Raw genomic sequence first — 19,200 nt, forward strand, 5'->3', positions numbered from 1 at the left:
ATATCCCTTATTTGAAATACAATATGATTCTAGTACTTACAACTAAGTTATACGAACAAGGAACCGCAGCTGTCCTCGATTGGATGCTGTTCAACAAAAGCCGTTTCCTTGTGGTGCATTATGAGGATCTGTTAAGTAAGAGGATTCCCTACGAAATAGACATCCTTAATGAGGACATACTGATAGATGGCGTAAGCATCAAGAAAGAGGTAAAGGTGATTTGGTACAGGCGTTTTTATCTGACGGAAAGGCTTTTCAAGGACGTAAGATATGACCGGATAACGAAGCAGCTAGAATTTGAGTCCAAATCGGAGCTGGAGACACTGGTCACTTATCTAAGGTATTTGTTCAAAGACAAGGTACACTTGCCTATGAAACCCATAGCAGGTGAGAACAAGCTCATATACCTGGATCTTGCAAAGAAAGCCGGAATGAAATGTCCACATACGATCGTGACGAATTCGAAAAGGATATTGGATGAATTCTACTCATCAAGTGAGGAAAAAGTCATCAGCAAGCCCATTTATTTTTCCAAATACTTCACCAATGGAAGCATTTCTTATTCCGTCCAGACTACAGGATATGATGGCGCAATGATCGGTGAACTTCCAGCGTACTTTTTCCCAACATTATTTCAGCAAGCCGTTGACTCCCATTATGAAGTCCGCGTATTCTATTTGAATGGTAGAATATTTTCCACTGCTGCCATATATGATGGTACAGATAGAAACATTGACCTGAAGATGAACTATAAATCTGACTCATTGCATTGGGTCCGATATCAGTTACCAGCTGAGCTGGAGGAAAAGATAAGGGACTTCATGGGAAAAGCGGATTTGAATACCGGCTCATTGGATTTTCTGAAAACCTCGGAAGGATATTGCTTCCTGGAAGTCAATCCCGTTGGGCAATATCTTGCACCAAGTGATTACTGCAATTATTATCTCGATTATGAAATCAGCAAGGAATTAGATTATGAGCACAAAGCATCCTAAGAATAATACTATCATTGAGGATCAGGACCTTTTAAGGCAGGTAGCCCCTCATTACAGATTCATGTATTGTGACAAGACAAACTCGATAAAGGAATTCTATAAAGGCAACCGCTTCAGCAAGTCAGCCAGGCATCGCACGAGCAACTACATCAATTATTCGTGCTATAAGGTTTTCTCGACCATCAACTATTCGATTTTTTTTGATTCAAATGAAAGAAAATGATTTCTATGTGCTTTATTCGCACAATATTGCCGTAAAAGGTTCTGACAAAAGTGCAATATATAATCTGCATAAGGGTAGGATCACGTTTGTGCCAGGCTCCTTGATTGAAATAATCGAAGCCCTCAGGCACAATTCCATTGGTGGCCTACGCGAACAGATCTCATCGGATGCCGATAGAGAACAATATGACAAATATCTACAGTTCTTGGAGAGGAATCATTTGGGAATGTTTCTTAGCAATCCGGAACAGTTTCCGCCAATGGATAAGCAATGGATGGTACCATATGAAGTCATGACCGCTGTTCTGGAATATGATTGCAAAGACAGGAAATATGATCTGGAAAGAACTTTGAGGGAGCTTGATGGGCTAGGTTGCAATTTTTTGGAAATAAGGGTGTTCGATACCGATATGAGCTTTTTGCGGAAGGTCCTGAAGGGACTTTCCTTTTCGGGGATACGTTCCATCAGTCTATTACTTGAGTATGTTCCGGATATTGAACAGGAACTGGGAGATCTTTTTGATAAGAACGAAAAGCTGGAATGCATCCTGGTCTTCAACGCACCTTTGCATCCAATGGAATTGCATGGCCCGAACATTGCGTTCACTGAGGCTTCCATTGATGACAGGAGCCTTCAAATAGATGGTGACGAATACATTATCAACACCAAATATTTCATGGAGGCACAGGAATTCCATCCATATTTCAATAGAAAGGTGGTCATTGATAGGAATGGAGACCTTAAGAATGACCTTCTGTTCAACAAAACATTCGGTAATGTCAATTCCTCTGAAATCAAGGATATTCTTGAATCTACTGACTACAAAGAGATATGGGAAGCCTGTCCGGATCGGGTCATTGAGTATCAGGGGGACGCGTTACGGTATTGCAGGGTATATACTGACAGTCTAAGAAAGGTCGGAAACCTATTTACAGTAGATATCCCGTAATAATGAAGGTAGTTTTTCAACTCAACCAGATGGACTGTGCTCCTGCATGCCTGGCTACCATTTCATTGTCTTATGGGAAAAACATTGATTTAACCTATATCCGTGAACGCTGCATCGTAGGAAAGGATGGTGTATCATTGTGGAGCCTAAGGAACGTGGCCCAGGAACTGGGATATGACGCCAAGTCTGTGAAATTATCTCTGCAGCAGCTGGACAATTGTCATTTACCTTGTATCCTTCACTGGAATAATAATCATTATGTGGTTCTGTATCGGATAGAGAAATCGCTTCGCAATAAAAGATATTTCAGGATTGCGGATCCAGGATATGGAACCTATCGTTGTGATGAAGATAAATTAGAGGAGAACTGGGTGAATGACGGAAAGAAAGGTATAGCATTGTTCCTATCGCCCACGGAGGGATTCATGGAGAGTGATTTTCCCAAAAGCAGATCCATTACAGCCGCTTACCTGCTGCATTATCTGATTCCTTATTGGAAACAGGTCATGTGGATGGTTATATTGCTTTTGAGCGGGACGTTGATTTCAATCGGACTACCTATTCTGACACAGAGGCTGATTGACGAGGGTATAGGTAAAAAAGACCTTTCATTCACTACCAATATCTTGATGGCACAGGTTGCATTTTTCTCAGGGACGATCATAATCAGCGTAATGAGGAATTGGATTACCCTGTTACTGGGTACCAAGATCAACATCGACATCATTTCTGAATTCATAAAAAAGACGTTGAAGCTTCCGTTAAAATATTTCGATGGAAGACTGCATGGTGATTTCAGCCAGCGGATAGTGGATCACGGTCGCGTGGAGACCTTCTTGACATCTCAAAGTACAGTTACGTTGTTTTCGGCAGTTACATTTGCGGCCTATCTTGTCATATTATTTCATTATAAACCGCATTTACTCTCATTATATATGGTATTGACTGGTGTTTCACTGCTTTGGTCCCTATATTGGATGAAGAAAAGAAAGATGATGGACCATCATCGTTTCCAGATAAAAGGTGAGAATCAACAAGCGGTCTATGAAATGGTAGGTGGAGTGACGGATTTGAAACTCAACTCATTGGAGGAGCATATTTCAAGGCAATGGACCGAGATACAGGAAAAGCTCCTTGCGGTAAACATCAAAATTCTGAAGGTTGAACAGCTTCAAGTCTCAGGGTTTGAATTCATCAATCAATTCAAGAATGTCATTGTTACATTCCTGACGGCCTATTGGGTAATCAAAGGTGAGCTGACGCTTGGCGTGATGATCAGCATTTCCTTCATTGTTGGACAATTGAACGGGCCCATAAATCAATTGGTCACCTTTTTCCGGTCACTTCAGGATGCCAAACTGAGTATGGAGAGACTTCGTGAGATACAGTTGCTGGAGGAGGAAGAAAGGTCGGGAATGGAATTGTTTAACAATGAAATTAAAGAAGGTGATGGTGTAGATACATTCCATGGAATCCAGATAAAGAAAATGTCATTTTCCTATGGGAACTCTGAGGGAGCCAGTGCATTGGAGGATATTGATCTGCATATTCCCAAAGGAAAGATCACGGCCATTGTCGGAGAAAGTGGTAGCGGGAAAACGACGCTGATGAAATTGCTTCTGAAGCTCTATGATCCAACCGACGGCGAGATATGGTACTCCAATCAGGACAGTAGGAATATCTCTCCAAAAAGCCTACGGTCAAAAAGCGGTGTGGTCATGCAGGATGGTTTCATTTTCTCTGACACCATTGAGCGAAATATTGCATGCGATGACGTGGAAATAGAGAGAGAAAGATTTGATTATGCCATCAAACTGGCCAACATTGACGATTTCATCTACGGGCTTCCGATGAGGGAGAAGACTTTAATCGGAGCAACGGGATTGGGAGTTTCAGGAGGCCAGCGGCAAAGGATCATGATTGCCAGGGCTGTATATGATGATCCCGAGTATCTGTTTTTTGATGAGGCGACGTCCGCTCTGGATGCTGAGAATGAGAGGGTGATCCATAGCCATCTGCAAAGCTTCTTCCGGGGAAGAACCGTGATCATCATTGCACACCGTCTTTCAACGGTAAAGGATGCCGATCAGATCGTTGTCCTAAGGAAGGGCAAGGTCGTCGAAATAGGCACTCATCTGGAACTGATAAAGACTGAGGGAGCTTATTATAACCTAGTCAGAAATCAACTTGAGCTGGGAAGATAGCTAAGGAGAACGCGAATATATAAAAATCAATACGGTTGCGAAGAAGCACCTGACAATTAATTCCTTAGAGAAAAAAACATCAAGATATTACCTTAGGACAGATTTATGCTTATACCTAAATCATTTATAGTTAATGTCAGCTTGGTGAAGGCCGTTGGCGCGGAGAAATTAGTTATACGTGGAAAGCATCAAGAACATTCCTTTAAGCGTAACATACGGGGAGGAAGTCTTTAGCAGGTTGAATCTACGTTAGGGAATAAAATAGTTGCTAGTGGATATAGACTATGGCGGACGTTAGATTATTGGATAGATCCCAGGATTTTCACCGAGGAATTATATTTTAGCCCCTGCATCTGGCATTGGTCCCCCTGATATTTCTTTGGGCATATTCAGAAGCATAGGTGGAGCTGATAATTACCTGATTTTTGTGGGAAAGGACTGCCCTGTTTTTTTGCTGTGCTATTTCCTTTTCCCTGGTCGACTGGTCAGTTCCCGGTTACCAAAATTGTTTTTTTGTCCAAGTTCAATTTTGAAAATTTTGTTTTCATAAATTTTGATTTTAAAAAAGTTATTCCCTACTCTATTTAAAGGATTTTCAGGATTCTCCTTACATGTAATTTTTGTATACCTACCGACCACCGGCGTCGATCACTAGTTAGCTCTGTCTTTTTCCTCGAATTTGATCCATCTATTGTTCTGCTTTAATTTTGTATTGCCAAATGCATAGGTAACGGACAATACAACCCGACGATGGTCATTGTATTGATTGAACTCATCGCTATACCCATTATAGGAAGTATAGCCTCTATTCTTGATTGTTCTAAAAACATCATTGGCTACCAAACTAACCTGTAGCTGCTTTTCAAGTAAATTTGCCTTCACGCCGAGAGCTGTTTCAAATTGTCCCTTCATTTTTGTAGCGACATAATTATATGGGAAGCTCTGCCAGAAATTGACTAAAACTGAATAGCTCTTCTCTTTATTGAGTGCGATCGTATTCTTGACATCATAAAAAAGGCTGCTCTGTGCCGTAGCCTGTATCTCAGCCACCGTTGGTTTTACCTTGATCCTATATCCGTTGACACTTACTGAGGTTTCCCAAATTTTAAACAGGGTATCGTAGTAACTGAGCGTTATTCCTGTATTGGTCTGATCGAATGCATTCTCAACGATATTACTGTAGATTCCATCATTATACCTTGCTATGTTCACCCGTCCATCCTCGGTTTCACTTCTAAATAATGAAACATTAAATTTATTTTTGAAGGAATACCCTATTTCATAATTATTGCTGTAAGAGGGTTTCAAAGAAGGGTTACCGCTATTGTAGATATAAGGATTGGTATACCATCGGAAAGGGTTCAGGGATTCAAAGGATGGTCTGTTTATTCTTCTGGAAAAGCTTATTGTGAAATTATTCTCACTATTTGGTTTGTATTGAACATACATTGTGGGAAAGAACTTTCCATATTTATTTGAAATCGGCAATACATCAGCATCTGAAGATGTTCCATTATATTTCGCAAATTCATATCTTAAACCTGCCTTGGCAGTCCAATATTTATTGATGTTAACGAGGGCACTGATATATCCGGCATAATTAGACTCATTATATTTGAAGATATTACTGTTTTTCGCTTCTTCATTCCATTCCCCATTGGTTTTGATGTAATATCCGACATCAGATCTATTTTTCAGTTCTGTATACTTTGCTCCTGCTTCGATATTTCCCCACTTGAAAGGTCGATAAAAATCCCCCTGACCGGAATAAACCTGTTAATTCATCATACTGGTATTATTGATTACATCAGAAAGATCATTTGTGGTCGTTACAAAATCATTATTCTTTTGAGCATGGTTATTCAATAAGTTTCCGGTAATGGTCACTTTAGTACCCAGGGTATCCAGCTTAAGATCATAATAAAGACTGAAAAGATGCAATGGTGTCTTCCAATCCTGTTTTGACTTCGTGTGAAGAAGTGAATCCAACTTTTGTTCCGTATAATAATTAGTCTCATTCCCTGCATCCATTTTGTAATTGGATCGGCTGAAATCATAGATCAATCCAACATTTGACCGATCATTAAGCTTTACATCCAAGCTGTAGTTCAGCCCTAGTGACAGTGAACGATCAACCCTAGTTTCATCGGTGGAAACCCTCATTCCATCTTTTAACAGATCTCTGGTTCCTAGCGGCTTATAGCCTACATCACTTTGTCTAAGTTTCAGGGAACTGGTCACCTTCTTTGCAGAAAAGTTGATGTTTGCTCCATTTCTGATGCCATTTTCATGATTACGTTGATAAGTTGATGTCAAAGACGCATTCCAACCAAGAGATTTATTCTTTTTCAAAACGATATTCAAGATTCCGCTGTTACCTTCTGCATCATATTTAGAGGGAGGAGATGTAATGACCTCAATCTTTGCGATATCATCTGAACGTAGAGATTCAAGGTAACTGGTCAGTTCTGCTCCACTTAAATTCAATAGCCGGTCATTGATCATGACCGATAAGCTACTTTTCCCAACTATGGATATTTTATTGTCAAATACCGAAACCAATGGTGTAGATTTAACGGCATCCAGACCGCTCATTCCTTGGGAAGCTATAGAATTTTCAACGTTATAAACGGTACGGTCAATCTTTCTTTCTACCAGTTTCTTTTTACCCACGGCAGTGACTTCATCGAGTAAATTTTCATTTTCAACCCTGATGATACCGACCTGTAGATCACTTTTGACTTCAATATTTCGTTCATCTAATTTCTTCCCCACGACATTAACCTTCAACAAATATCCGCCCTGTGGGATTTTAAAGCTGAAAATTCCCGTACTATCGGTTTGTGTCTTGCCACTTATTCCGGTTTGATTCTGTGAAACCTCGACCAAGGCGTACTCTATAGGACGGTCATTACTGCCCAGTATCTTCCCATATACCTTAAAGTCTTGCGCCAAAACGGTTGAACTGAAAGTTCCGACACAAAAAACAACTATAATAACTTGCTTAAACATCTTCTTGTAATTTCATTCCCTAAAATCCCAGCAACGCTCAGATTTTTATCTGGAGCAATATTCTACTAAAAACAAAAGGAAGGCAAATAGATTTTACGAACCCCCTGATTTTATCCTACAAACGATCTGACCATATCTATTTTACAGAAATGGAACATAATCACAATTCTCCATATATTATTAGTAAAAGCCAGCGGACGGAATGAACCACTAAAAATATTATGACTGATAGTTTTTATAACAGGAACTATCATTGGGTTTCGCTGCAGAAATCGCAAGCGTTTGATTTTATCTTAGATAGTATTTTCCCTATTTGTTAGAAAACACATCATACTTTCTAAAAGACAATTATTTTCTGTAATTATTCCATATTAAAAAAAAGTACTTTAGTTGCACTATATCTTTAAACGGAGGAGAGAACAAAATATTTGGTACACGGTGAAGCCTTATTAAATTGGCCCATACCAAAGAAGAATTAAATGGTAACTGTTGTTCTGTAATAATTTAGATAATAAATTCAATGATATTGATATCTGATAAAAAATGCTCACAATTGATCATCTTCGAAAATTACAAAAAGTAAAAATCCCTTGTAAATATCTAATTTACAAGGGATTTAATTTTTTATTGATTTTAATCAGTCCTTACTTCACTTCTTCGTAATCTACGTCAGTTACATCATCACCACCTTGGTTTCCACCTTGAGCTTGACCTGCATCACCTTGAGGTTGTTGTGCACCGCCTTGTGAAGCAGCATACATTTCTTCAGAGGCAGCATTCCAAGCATTTTGCAATTCTTCAGAAGCAGCGTCGATATCAGCAAAGTTTTTCGCTTCGTAAGCAGCTTTTAATTTTGTTAAGCCAGCTTCAATTGGCGCTTTTTTATCTGCTGAAATTTTATCGCCATATTCTTTCAATTGTTTCTCCGTTGAGAAGATTAAAGCGTCAGCTGCATTTACTTTGTCAGCTTCTTCTTTCATTTTTTTGTCAGCATCAGCATTTGCTTCAGCTTCTTCTTTCATGCGTTTGATTTCGTCGTCAGACAAACCTGAAGATGCTTCGATACGGATATTTTGTTCTTTTCCAGTAGCTTTATCTTTTGCAGATACTTTGATGATACCATTCGCATCAATATCAAAAGTAACTTCGATTTGAGGAACGCCACGAGGAGCTGGTGGAATGTCATTCAAATGGAAACGGCCGATAGTACGGTTTTGGTTTGCCATAGGACGTTCACCTTGTAAGATGTGAATTTCTACAGATGGCTGATTGTCTGAAGCAGTAGAGAACGTTTCCGATTTTTTAGTTGGAATTGTTGTATTTGCTTCGATCAATTTAGTCATCACACCACCCATTGTCTCAATACCTAATGAAAGTGGAGTAACATCCAATAATAAAACGTCTTTTACTTCACCTGTCAATACACCACCTTGGATAGCAGCACCTAAAGCGACAACTTCATCCGGGTTTACACCTTTAGAAGGCTCTTTTCCGAAAAATGCTTTTACAGCATCAACGATTGCAGGGATACGCGTAGAACCACCTACTAAGATAATTTCGTCAATATCAGATTTGCTGAAACCAGCATTTTTCAATGCAGACTCACAAGGAGCAATTGTTCTCTTGATCAAGTCAGCAGCCAAAGCCTCAAATTTAGCGCGTGATAATGAACGAACTAAGTGTTTTGGACCAGTTGCATCAGCAGTGATATATGGCAAGTTGATTTCAGTAGAAGTTGCGCTTGATAATTCAATTTTCGCTTTCTCAGCAGCTTCTTTCAAACGTTGCAATGCCATTGGGTCTTTTTTCAAGTCAAAGCCATTGTTTTCACTTTTGAATTCTTCGTTCAACCAGTTGATGATTACGTTATCAAAGTCATCACCACCTAAGTGTGTATCACCGTCAGTAGATTTAACTTCAAATACACCGTCACCTAATTCCAATACCGAAACGTCATGTGTACCACCACCACAGTCAAACACAACAATTTTCATGTCTTTGTGTGCTTTATCCAAACCGTAAGCTAAAGCTGCAGCTGTAGGTTCGTTGATGATACGTTTTACAGATAAACCAGCGATTTCACCAGCTTCTTTTGTTGCTTGACGTTGTGCGTCGTTGAAATATGCAGGAACTGTAATAACAGCTTCAGTTACTTCTTGACCTAAGAAATCCTCAGCTGTTTTCTTCATTTTTTGAAGAATCATTGCAGAGATCTCTTGTGGTGTATATTTGCGGTCATCAATTTCTACACGAGGTGTATTGTTGTCACCTTTAACGATTTTATAAGGTACGTGTTCAGCTTCTTTCACAGCTTCATCGTATGAAAGTCCCATAAAACGTTTGATGGAATAAATAGTTTTATGCGGGTTAGTAATTGCTTGACGCTTTGCTGGGTCCCCAACTTTGCGCTCGCCACCTTCTACGAAAGCTACGATCGAAGGAGTTGTACGTTTACCTTCGTTGTTCGTAATTACTACAGGCTCGTTACCTTCCATTACGGCAACACATGAGTTTGTAGTACCTAAGTCAATTCCTATAATTTTAGACATATCTTGTGTTTTAATTTTTTACTTAAATAAATTCTATCAGTCTATTATCAACCCTTATGCCAATCCAAAAGTTTTGTGAAAAAAACACTATTTGTCATCAATTTGTCTTTAGGTACTGCCAAACTGACATTTTCAATACACCAGTTGCTCTAATATCCTTTTTTTTGCTGACTCGTTTTGGCGATTGCGTGGCATATATCTGCCAAAGATTTCCGAGAATTCAGCAAGTTTCATTTTTTTTGATTTCTTATCCCGCCAATCAGAAGGAACAAGTTTATTGGTATAGGCGATATTTGTAGCCCAATATTGAATGTGCATTTCTGGGATGACGAGCCCCAATATCATTCCTGGAAGGCCGTGGCTCAAGGCTGGTCCTGCCGATACTGGGATTTCTTCGGAATAGTAAGCAATCAGATAGAGTGAGTCTTTGGTGGCACCGTTGACTCTGTGGCAGTTTACACCAGCAATATTGCGGAACTCCTCCGTGAAACGCCAAGTGATGCTGTCCAATGTTTCCGAAAGAATGTATTTTTCGTCGATGTCAAGCTGGATGTCTGCTGTACCAGCTTTCAGATCCTGGTAGAGGACTTTGCCGTTCTTGTTGGCCCCACCTCTAAATTGTCCTCTTTGGTTTCCTCCGCTTCGGGCCGCGCCCTGAGATCTGCCCCCCCGGCCATTTGCCGAAGTTATTGTAGGTGCTGCCATTTTTACTTCAGCACGTTGTTTTTCGGTACCCTGGCTTTCCTCGGGCATCAACACGGTAGAATTCTCATCAAAGTAAAAGTTTAACTTTTCTGTATGTGAATCCGGTACCTTGTCGAGATATTCCATCATTCCCATACCCCTGTCCATTCCTTTCGAGTTCATGTCGTTGGACATCTGCCGAAGGCGTGCTTTTGTGTAGGTAACTTTGTCAAAACTAATGGTACCCCTACTGCCGAAATAGGCGTATTGCGCCTGAAGCGATAAGCCATACAAGCAGCAGATGATTAGTGTTAAATATATTTTTTTAATCATTTCCTTTCCCTAGATATTTGTTGAAATCCCATTTTACACCGACCAAAAAATACTGCGTCAATACCTGTTGAACAGATTCGGAATAGTTGGTGTCACTCGCATTACGGCGTGTGTTGTTAAAGGTGTTGAAAAGGTCAAAGGCCTTTACGCTAAGTGTCATGCTCTCATCTTTCAGTACTTTTTTCTCCAATTCGATATTGGTATAAAATTGATTGATTGATTTCTTGTAAAGTTTTGTAGGTCCTGTATAGCTATAGAAAATGTTGGCCATGACATTAAACTTCTTCGGTAGAAAGTATTTGACATAGGCTGAAGTCCCACCTTGAAAACTTGTTGCGTTGTATTGAGTGTTGATCGAGTTTTGCTGGATATTAAAGCCGGCGTTTGCAGAAAGGTCGAAATCGAAGCCTTCTGAATCTTGTTCATTTAAGCTTGAACCTAGACTAAAGTTGGTATTCTTTGCATTGTTCAGCAAAAACTCGCCGCCGGACTGTCCGCCTTCAAATTTGGTATAGCTATAGCTGTTGTTAAATCTAACATTTGCACTTTTGTTAAAGTTGATACGGCGATTGGCCAAAGGCTGCATATGGTTGATATTCAGACCGCCATTCCAATTGGATTTACCGGATAGATTTTCGTAAGTACTGATCTGGGCAGAGTTGTCCAGTATGGTTGTTTTGTTGACAATCGGATTATTGACGAAAGATAAGTTTCCGTTGATATTGATATTGGTTCCTTTCAATAAACTGAAAGCATTATAATTGGCCGAAATATTATTGTTCACCGCACGTTTCAGGTCAGGATTACCAATTTGTTGAAACAAAGGGTTGGTCTGAGGTTGCAGTGGTTGTAGCTGATCAAAGGATGGGATGATATTCGAACTTTGATAAGCCAAACGTATATTTTTGCTATTTGAAAGGCGATAATTCGCATCCACATTTAAATTGTTGTCCCAAAAATTCCGGGCAAGATCAATTGACCTGTAACTATCATTTAACTTTTGATTCTTGTAGAACGTACGGTTTGAAAAATTGATTTCCAGCTTTTCTTTACGGTAAGAAAAGTTAATATTAACACCTTGATTGGTATTATTGTCAATCTGGTTTTGAGAATACAGCGAATCAAACTTTTGCGTGATATTGTTTATTGAATTTTGTGTATTGGTGTTCTTCGAATGATTGAAGCTATACCCCAGCGCCAAATTAATGTAATCGCTGATTCGGTTGTTGAAGTTAATTGACGAGTTGAAGTCATTTCCTTTATTTCGTCCGTGCCGATCCTGGTCAATAATTGTGCTATCTCCTGTTTTGTAGAAATAGGTTCGCGAATAGACTTTGCTGTCTGAATTTGACTCTTTGTGGTTATTTCCGATCATTAGGTTGACAGAACGACCCGCTTTCAATCGTTTTCTATAATTTAGACGGAAATTACTGCTGGAGCTTGAAGAATTGGATTGATTGTTCTCCCTAAAGTCGCTTATTGGATTGCCTGATTCATCGCCCGTTTTGCTGTCTGTATAGGTTAGATTAGCGTTGTTGGCCCAATTGGCATTGGATTGAAGTTCCATAGTTTGCGTGGAATCCAGTCGCATGTTAAGGTTTGACCTTAAACCATTGCTTCGACTATGCCTTTCATTATCGTTTTTGCTGTTTTTTTCCTGAATGGACTCGTCTGGCAGCACATTTTTATTGTAAGTCTCGGAGTGGTTCCTGTTGCTGTTGTTGTCGTAACCATAGTTGGCATTGACTTTTAGGGCTTTTTTGAAGAACTGATTTTCATAGTTGGCACCAAGGTTGGTGTTCAGTGGTTCGCCCGTAATTTGGTTGTTCATGCGTAGAGAGCCCTCACGGCCGCTTGAACTGCCCATGTTGTTGTGACTCGCGGTGATGCCAATCCGCTCAGTCTTATTAAATTTGGCCGCAAAGAGATTTCCCGCATACAGTTCTTTTGATCCAGCCAATGCTTCCATGTTTCCAAAGACACCCTTTCTTGCTTTCTCTTTGAGTACAACGTTAACTGTCTGGATTCTTACGCCATCATCGATGCCTGACAGTTCTGCCTCCTCCGATTTTTTCTCATAGAGCTGCACCTTGTCAGCGGCATCTGCCCGTACGTTTCGAATGGCTATCTTGGGGTCATAACCAAAAAATTCTTCCCCATCAATAAAAACCTTCTGTACTGATTTCCCCTGGGCAGTGATACTTCCATCTCCCGTAACCGTAAAACCGGGGAGACGGCGTAGTAAATCCTCTAACTTCGCATTCTTTTCCGTTGCAAAACTCGCCGCATCATATTCGATGGTGTCGCCTTTCAGTGTAATTGGAAGACGTCGGGTGACAATCACCTCCTGCAAAACATTTCTTTGGGAATTTATTTTGATATCATGCAGATCGAGATCTTTGTCTGCAATTTGGATCGTATCACTGTAGAGTTCAAACTTGGGGTACGTGGCCAAAATAATGTAGCTCCCGGGTTTGATATTTTTGACCTGGAATTTTCCCTCTTCATTGGCTCGGTTAAAATAACGGAGGACTGAATCGCGGTTCAGTAAAATAATGGAAGCATTGGTCAGGGGCTTGTCATCTGCCTTATCCAGAATCCTCCCCTTGATGTTTATTTGGGCGTAAGCACTGTTGATGACGATAAATAGTAAAAGTATTAATTGAACTAATCTTTTCATGTACGGGTTGTATCTTTCAAATATAATTTACTTAATCGTTAATAAATGTAAAACATCTCTTCTGAATGTAAAATCTTTGGTATATAAGGTAGAGTAAATCACATTTTTTTTCGTGTTATATATGTACTTTTTGAGCACCCTATTTTTTATTGCATTCAATACAGATTGTTGGCGGAAGGTTTTTTGAGAAAGTTAGAAGTAAAATTTACCTTTGCACAAAATTGGTATTATGACGTTTGAAAATTACTTACAACAATTCGAAGATATCTTAAATCATCCTGAGAATCACCCTACCTATCAAGATGATGAATATTATCAGTACACAAAAATGAACTGGACAAGAATGGGCCGTTGGTTAAAACGCTTTGAGCCTACGTCGACTTTTGAACAGTTTGTGGAGTCAATTACTGAAAAGCAACAATGGATCATTATTACTGAACCTTGGTGCGGGGATGCAGCGCATTCGGTGCCTATGTTGGCCAAGATGGCCTCAAAAAATCCCAATATCACGGTGGATATCCAACTGCGTGACAGCGCTCCGTTTCTGATCGATTCTTATTTAACCAACGGCGGTAAATCTATTCCAATTCTAGTGATACGGAATGAGCAGGGGCGGGATCTGGCTGTCTGGGGTCCACGACCGCAAGCTTGCCAGGAGCTGTTTTTGACGATGAAAGCCCAAGGGGCAGATTTCTCCGAAATCAAAGAGGAGATTCAAAAGTGGTACAATGCCGATAAAGGAACCGAAATCCAAAAGGAAATCCAGGCGCTGCTTGAAAAATAAGAAAAATACATCTTTTTAATAGACTGGCGATTTTTAAGTTTAACCAGATAATCATCTCAGGAGTAGACCTGGTCTTTCCTGAGCATGGTTTGGAAAAGTGAAAGAATTCGCCATAACAAGCCGCGTTTAACTTCGGTATGTGTAAGCCTATTACAGTATAAGACATTCTGCCTTTTATCGCTGTTTGTTCGGTGCTTGTTCGGTACTTCTTCGGTGCTTGTTCGGTGCTTCTTCGGTTGCAAGCGAAGAAGATCCGAACAAGCACCGCTTCATATCCGTCGATACTCCCTATAAATGCTGAAGTTGGCCTATACTTGTTTCCTTGTCTAAGTCCAGTTTATTCGGCTATTGTTTTTCAATGTATCCGTATTGCTTTATTGGCGATAGGTTTAATACCGCCTTTGCGAAAGATTAAAAGATTTTAAGTAAAACGACCCGCTGTTTTTGTTAGCTTTATATGAATTATTGTCCATTTTATGGAGGACATTCAGTTTGGCTTGATCAATAACTAAAACTAGAAAAATATGAACATTGAAGATCTGAGGGAATATTGTTTATCTATTGGACCAGTTATGGAAGAGACACCATTTGGTCCGGATACACTGGTATTTAAGGTTGGCGGCAAGATTTTTTTATTGGTGGGGCTGGATCAGATTGATGAGCTGCGGTTTAATGTGAAGTGTAATCCGGAGTGGGCAATTGAACTGCGTGAGAGGCACGAACACACGGTGCTTCCAGGGTATCATATGAATAAAAAGCATTGGAATACCGTTATTGCCAACCGGGAACTTGACGATAGAAAGCTTGAAGAATTGATTTTGCATAGCTATCAACTTATTGTCGAAAGTCTGCCCGCGAGGATCAGACAGGAAATTATTAGGGGTTAAATGTATTTTACGTGTAAAGAATTAGTTGCTTGGTGAGAAAAATTGTTCAAAGGGCGGTTTTTGGAACGAGGAATGCTAGCTTTGCAAAATCGATGTGTTGCTCAATACAACGATCATTAAATTTACACTAAATATTATTTTTATGAAACGAACACGAAATTACTCGTGGGTAATCTGTTTTATGCTTCTTTTCAGCTTGGGAAGTTGTATAAAGGAAGAAGCGCTCAATATGGAAGCGGATATTGTCGGTGTTCATGCCGACGAAGATGTCTTCCTGCTAAATCCGGTCATCTCAAATACGCAAGTTACACTTTACCTCCAGCCCAAAATTCATGATCTTACCAAGTTGAATATGACTTTTGATCTGACTCCGGGAGCTTCCATTGAGCTTTTGAAAGATTCTTTGAAAATGCCCGTCGGAACACAGGATCTGAATAAAGGGATTGTCGACGAATTGCTAAAAAACGGCGTGTATTACAAAGTTACGTCCGAAGATCGTCAGTTTACAAAGAACTACCTGATTAAAATTGTGAAAACAGATGGTGGATTTGTTCCAACAGAATATGGTTTTGAAGATACGGAGATCGATAAGGATGATAAATACACCATATTTTACAATAAAATTGATGGTCAGGATTTCTATAATTGGGCTTCCGGAAATCCAAGTTTCTCCTTGACATTGAGCTTAGGGGGAGGTGCAAAGGAACCTGAATCATATCCTACTAAAACGAGTTCGGATGCACATTCGGGATCGAAAGCAGCTTTATTGGAAACGAAGTTAACCGGTGCTTTTGGGGCGATGTTCAAGAAGCCTATTGCAGCGGGAAATCTTTTTATCGGGTCGTTTGATACGGGGCCTGTATTGACAGATCCACTTTCGGCAACACAGTTTGGTCTTCCTTTCAATCAGATGCCGTTGGCGTTGGAAGGTTACTATAAATATAGTCCTGGGGCGACGGTGACGGATGAAAACATGAAACCTGTCAATACCAAAGATTCCTGTGATATCTATGCGGTTTTTTATAATCGCAAGCAGCTGATGGATTCGGAGCCTGATCCCAACAAGAAAGTTTCCTATTTGACGGGACATAATATTCTGAAAGATCCAAGTATAGTGGCTATAGCTAGGCTGGAAAATGGGGGCGCAACCACAACTGATGGTTTTGTCAAGTTTACATTGCCATTTAAGTACACGGCGAAAGTAAACGAAGCTGACGTTGCCAATTTGGATTATAGCATTGCTATTGTAATGTCTTCGAGTAAATATGGTGATAATTTTATAGGTGCTGTCGGTAGTAAGCTGACGGTGGATGATCTCAAAATTGTAACGAAGAAATAATGAAAATGATAAAATATACAATGGCACTATTTGCGATGGTTTTGACAGGATCTATTGCAAATGCGCAGGAAAATACAGCGGATGAAGGTAAATTGGGTTTTGATGTCATGGTTGGCGGTAAGATCGGCGGAGCCGCACCGCTTTCATTGCCACGTGAAATCCGAAAAATTAAAAGCTATAATCCGAATGTTCCCTTTTTTGTCGGAGCAAGGGCAAACTATCGTATTGATCCTCAATGGGGAGTGTCTTTGGGACTCGTCTTCGAAGGAAAGGGAATGGATACAAAAGCGAGTGTTAAGGGATACAAGACGACATTCAACGCCGTGAACGATTCTAAAGAGGAGCTGCGAGGTTATTATACAGGCGACATTACAACCAAAGTACATAATCTGTATCTATCTGTGCCGATTCAAGCGACTTATCAGCTTTCAGATCGATGGAATGTACAGGCAGGTCCTTATATTTCTTTTGCGGTAAGAAAGCAATTCTATGGCGAGGCCTACAATGGCTATCTTAGACATGAAGAGCCCACCGGGAATAAGATTGTTGTGGATAATGCCGATTATGATTTCTCGGAGAGCGTAAGGAGTATTGATGTTGGCATGAGTCTGGGAGCCCATTATAGTATCGACAAAAAGTTCTTTGCGTTAGCACAGTTAGATTATGGCTTCAATAATATTATGAAAACCGGATTTGAAAGTATTAGTTTCGGATTGCATAATATCTTTATGAATGTTGGCATAGGATATAAATTGAAATAGTTTAGCGAGCTATAAAAAAGAAATGGCCGATCCCAGGATCGGCCATTTCTTTTTTATATGTTGTTATGCTCATTTAAATGAAGCGGAGTTTTACATTTTTAATCCGATTTCTCTCAAACGTTCATCCAGGTACTGACCAGCGGTATAATCTTCGTAGACCTTTGGGTGTTCCGCATCGATGCAGGAATCCAATGAAGCCAGACTCATGGTGGATTTTGGATGTAAAAAGAATGGAATAGAAAAACGGGAAGTGCCCATTTTTTCACGCGGCGGGTTTACAACACGATGCGTAGTCGATTTCAACTTATTGTTTGTTAACCGTTGCAGCATATCACCCACATTGATGACAATATCTTCACCTTTGGCTTTGATAGGGAACCATTCTCCGTCTTTTGTCAATACTTCAAGTCCATCTGCACTGGCACCAATCAATAAGGTGATGAGGTTAATATCTTCGTGTGCTCCTGCACGTACTGCATCAGGAGCTAAAGCGTCAGGATCGCTGATTGGAAAGTAATGTATCGCACGTAAAATAGAATTACCGTTGATGACATATTTTTCAAAGTAATTTTCTTCCAGGTCGAGGTAGGTAGCAATCGCTTTTAATAATTCCCGGCCTGTATCTTCTAATTTTTTATACACCTCAGCGGTCACACCATTAAAGCGTGGGATCTCTGCTACTTCAGGATTATCCGGAAAATCAGTCTTGGAATATTCTTCACCAACGATCGTTTGACCACGTTGCCAAAATTCCTTTAAATCAGGAGTCTTCGCATCTTTCGCTTTTTCTCTTCCTTTTGCTGTATAGCCACGTTGACCTGCAAGTTCTGGAAATTCATATTTTTCCTTCGTCTCGGTCGGCAAACCAAAAAATTCAGGAACGACCTGATATAACTCTTCAATCAGCTCCTTTGATAAGCCATGATTTGCAATCGTTACAAAGCCTGTTTCGTTAAATGCCTTGCCAATATCTTGGATAAATTGATTTCGTTGTTCTTGGGTTCCTTGTGTATAATGTAGCAAGTCCAAGCGAGGTATGTTTACTAAAGCCATACGATGTTGATATTTGTTCAGGACAAAGTTAACGGAATTAATTTTGATTATTAAACAGGATCTGTTAATAAAAGTTTTGTGTTTTGTTTTATTTGGTTGTATTTCAGTGCTTAAAAGTTTTCCACATTTTCTATAATTGGTCGTTTCGGCTAAAAAATGTAGAGCAGCGTCATGCTGACGAATATATGACAAAATTTATATTTTGGATCTTGTTATTCTGATTCCTAACTGGTATATTTGTTATGCAAGCATAACAAATAGCTTGTGAGTACGCTTATGAACCAAAATCAGACAATCGACTATTTTTTAAAAACAGGTTGGCAGACAATTGCCAATAAATATAATCAAATTGCTTCGCAGTACGGTTTTACCCAGGCTGCGGGTTATATTTTGATTAACATCCATAAAGAGGGTACACCTGTTTCTCAGATTGCAAATTTGACAGGAGTTAAAACAACTAGTTTGTCTCGGGTGTTGAATAATTTGGAGTCATTGGGATTTATATACCGTGAGACGAGTGAGACCGACAAGCGGTCAGTAAAAGTATACCTGACTGAATTGGGTCGGGAGAAAAGAAGAATTGCCAAGGATGTGGTGCGTAATTTCAATCAATACTTAGCGGATAATTTTTCAGAAAATGAACGTGATCAATTGATTGCTTCTTTAGCGAAACTCAATGAGCTTGCAACCAGTTACAAGGAAGAAGTAGTCGTTTAGAAGTTAAACCAAATGTACAGAAGTGCATAA

At 39.8% G+C, this 19,200-nt stretch carries 13 protein-coding genes and 1 pseudogene; 8 read left to right on the plus strand and 6 right to left on the minus strand.

Annotation, left to right across the window (positions count from 1 at the left end; genetic code table 11):
* The first annotated feature begins 23 nt into the window (after window positions 1-23).
* The 3 genes from OK025_RS09685 (at window position 24) to OK025_RS09695 (ending at window position 4,371) form a co-directional block, all read left to right on the plus strand.
* Window positions 24-995: a hypothetical protein gene (locus tag OK025_RS09685; RefSeq protein ID WP_317669293.1), complete on the plus strand. Its 972-nt coding sequence runs from the start codon at window positions 24-26 to the stop codon at window positions 993-995.
* Between the two features lie 209 nt (window positions 996-1,204).
* The gene (locus OK025_RS09690) at window positions 1,205-2,167 is read left to right on the plus strand and encodes a hypothetical protein (RefSeq protein WP_317669294.1); all 963 of its coding nucleotides are present in this window, start codon (window positions 1,205-1,207) and stop codon (window positions 2,165-2,167) included.
* Between the two features lie 2 nt (window positions 2,168-2,169).
* Window positions 2,170-4,371 carry a peptidase domain-containing ABC transporter gene (locus OK025_RS09695; RefSeq protein ID WP_317669295.1) on the plus strand — a complete coding sequence of 734 codons (2,202 nt, stop codon included), beginning with the start codon at window positions 2,170-2,172 and terminating at the stop codon, window positions 4,369-4,371.
* 651 nt (window positions 4,372-5,022) lie between these two features.
* Here OK025_RS09695 and OK025_RS09700 read toward each other — a convergent pair.
* The 5 genes and pseudogenes from OK025_RS09700 to OK025_RS09720 all read right to left on the minus strand — a co-directional run.
* Window positions 5,023-6,132 (minus strand): annotated as a pseudogene (locus OK025_RS09700) (outer membrane beta-barrel family protein); the annotation flags it as partial.
* Between the two features lie 15 nt (window positions 6,133-6,147).
* On the minus strand, window positions 6,148-7,383 hold the full coding sequence (locus OK025_RS09705; protein ID WP_317669296.1) for a carboxypeptidase-like regulatory domain-containing protein: 1,236 nt from the start codon (window positions 7,381-7,383) through the stop codon (window positions 6,148-6,150).
* Window positions 7,384-8,027: 644 nt separating this feature from the next.
* Window positions 8,028-9,932, minus strand: a complete 1,905-nt coding sequence (gene dnaK, locus OK025_RS09710) for a molecular chaperone DnaK (RefSeq protein WP_075994436.1) — start codon at window positions 9,930-9,932, stop codon at window positions 8,028-8,030.
* Between the two features lie 132 nt (window positions 9,933-10,064).
* Window positions 10,065-10,949 carry a GLPGLI family protein gene (locus OK025_RS09715; protein WP_317669297.1) on the minus strand — a complete coding sequence of 295 codons (885 nt, stop codon included), beginning with the start codon at window positions 10,947-10,949 and terminating at the stop codon, window positions 10,065-10,067.
* Window positions 10,942-13,629, minus strand: coding sequence for a TonB-dependent receptor (locus OK025_RS09720; RefSeq protein WP_317669298.1), 2,688 nt, complete (start codon window positions 13,627-13,629; stop codon window positions 10,942-10,944). Before OK025_RS09720 ends, OK025_RS09715 begins: the two co-directional genes overlap by 8 nt.
* Before the next feature lie 229 nt (window positions 13,630-13,858).
* Between OK025_RS09720 and OK025_RS09725 the strand changes: the two genes are divergently transcribed.
* The 4 genes from OK025_RS09725 to OK025_RS09740 all read left to right on the plus strand — a co-directional run bounded on the left by OK025_RS09725 (window position 13,859) and on the right by OK025_RS09740 (window position 17,400).
* Complete coding sequence (locus tag OK025_RS09725) at window positions 13,859-14,413, plus strand: thioredoxin family protein (RefSeq protein ID WP_317669299.1); 555 nt, start codon at window positions 13,859-13,861, stop codon at window positions 14,411-14,413.
* A gap of 524 nt (window positions 14,414-14,937) precedes the next feature.
* Complete coding sequence (locus OK025_RS09730; protein WP_317669300.1) at window positions 14,938-15,300, plus strand: MmcQ/YjbR family DNA-binding protein; 363 nt, start codon at window positions 14,938-14,940, stop codon at window positions 15,298-15,300.
* Between the two features lie 142 nt (window positions 15,301-15,442).
* The gene (locus tag OK025_RS09735) at window positions 15,443-16,639 is read left to right on the plus strand and encodes a PCMD domain-containing protein (RefSeq protein WP_317669301.1); all 1,197 of its coding nucleotides are present in this window, start codon (window positions 15,443-15,445) and stop codon (window positions 16,637-16,639) included.
* Between the two features lie 5 nt (window positions 16,640-16,644).
* Window positions 16,645-17,400: a porin family protein gene (locus OK025_RS09740; RefSeq protein WP_317669302.1), complete on the plus strand. Its 756-nt coding sequence runs from the start codon at window positions 16,645-16,647 to the stop codon at window positions 17,398-17,400.
* Window positions 17,401-17,490: 90 nt separating this feature from the next.
* Here the strand turns inward: OK025_RS09740 and OK025_RS09745 are convergent, their stop codons facing one another.
* Window positions 17,491-18,453 carry an isopenicillin N synthase family dioxygenase gene (locus OK025_RS09745; RefSeq protein ID WP_317669304.1) on the minus strand — a complete coding sequence of 321 codons (963 nt, stop codon included), beginning with the start codon at window positions 18,451-18,453 and terminating at the stop codon, window positions 17,491-17,493.
* Between the two features lie 276 nt (window positions 18,454-18,729).
* Between OK025_RS09745 and OK025_RS09750 the strand changes: the two genes are divergently transcribed.
* The gene (locus OK025_RS09750) at window positions 18,730-19,170 is read left to right on the plus strand and encodes a MarR family winged helix-turn-helix transcriptional regulator (RefSeq protein WP_120335065.1); all 441 of its coding nucleotides are present in this window, start codon (window positions 18,730-18,732) and stop codon (window positions 19,168-19,170) included.
* Window positions 19,171-19,200 lie beyond the last annotated feature (30 nt).

Origin of the sequence: Sphingobacterium sp. UGAL515B_05, assembly GCF_033097525.1 — a bacterium.
Lineage (GTDB): Bacteria > Bacteroidota > Bacteroidia > Sphingobacteriales > Sphingobacteriaceae > Sphingobacterium.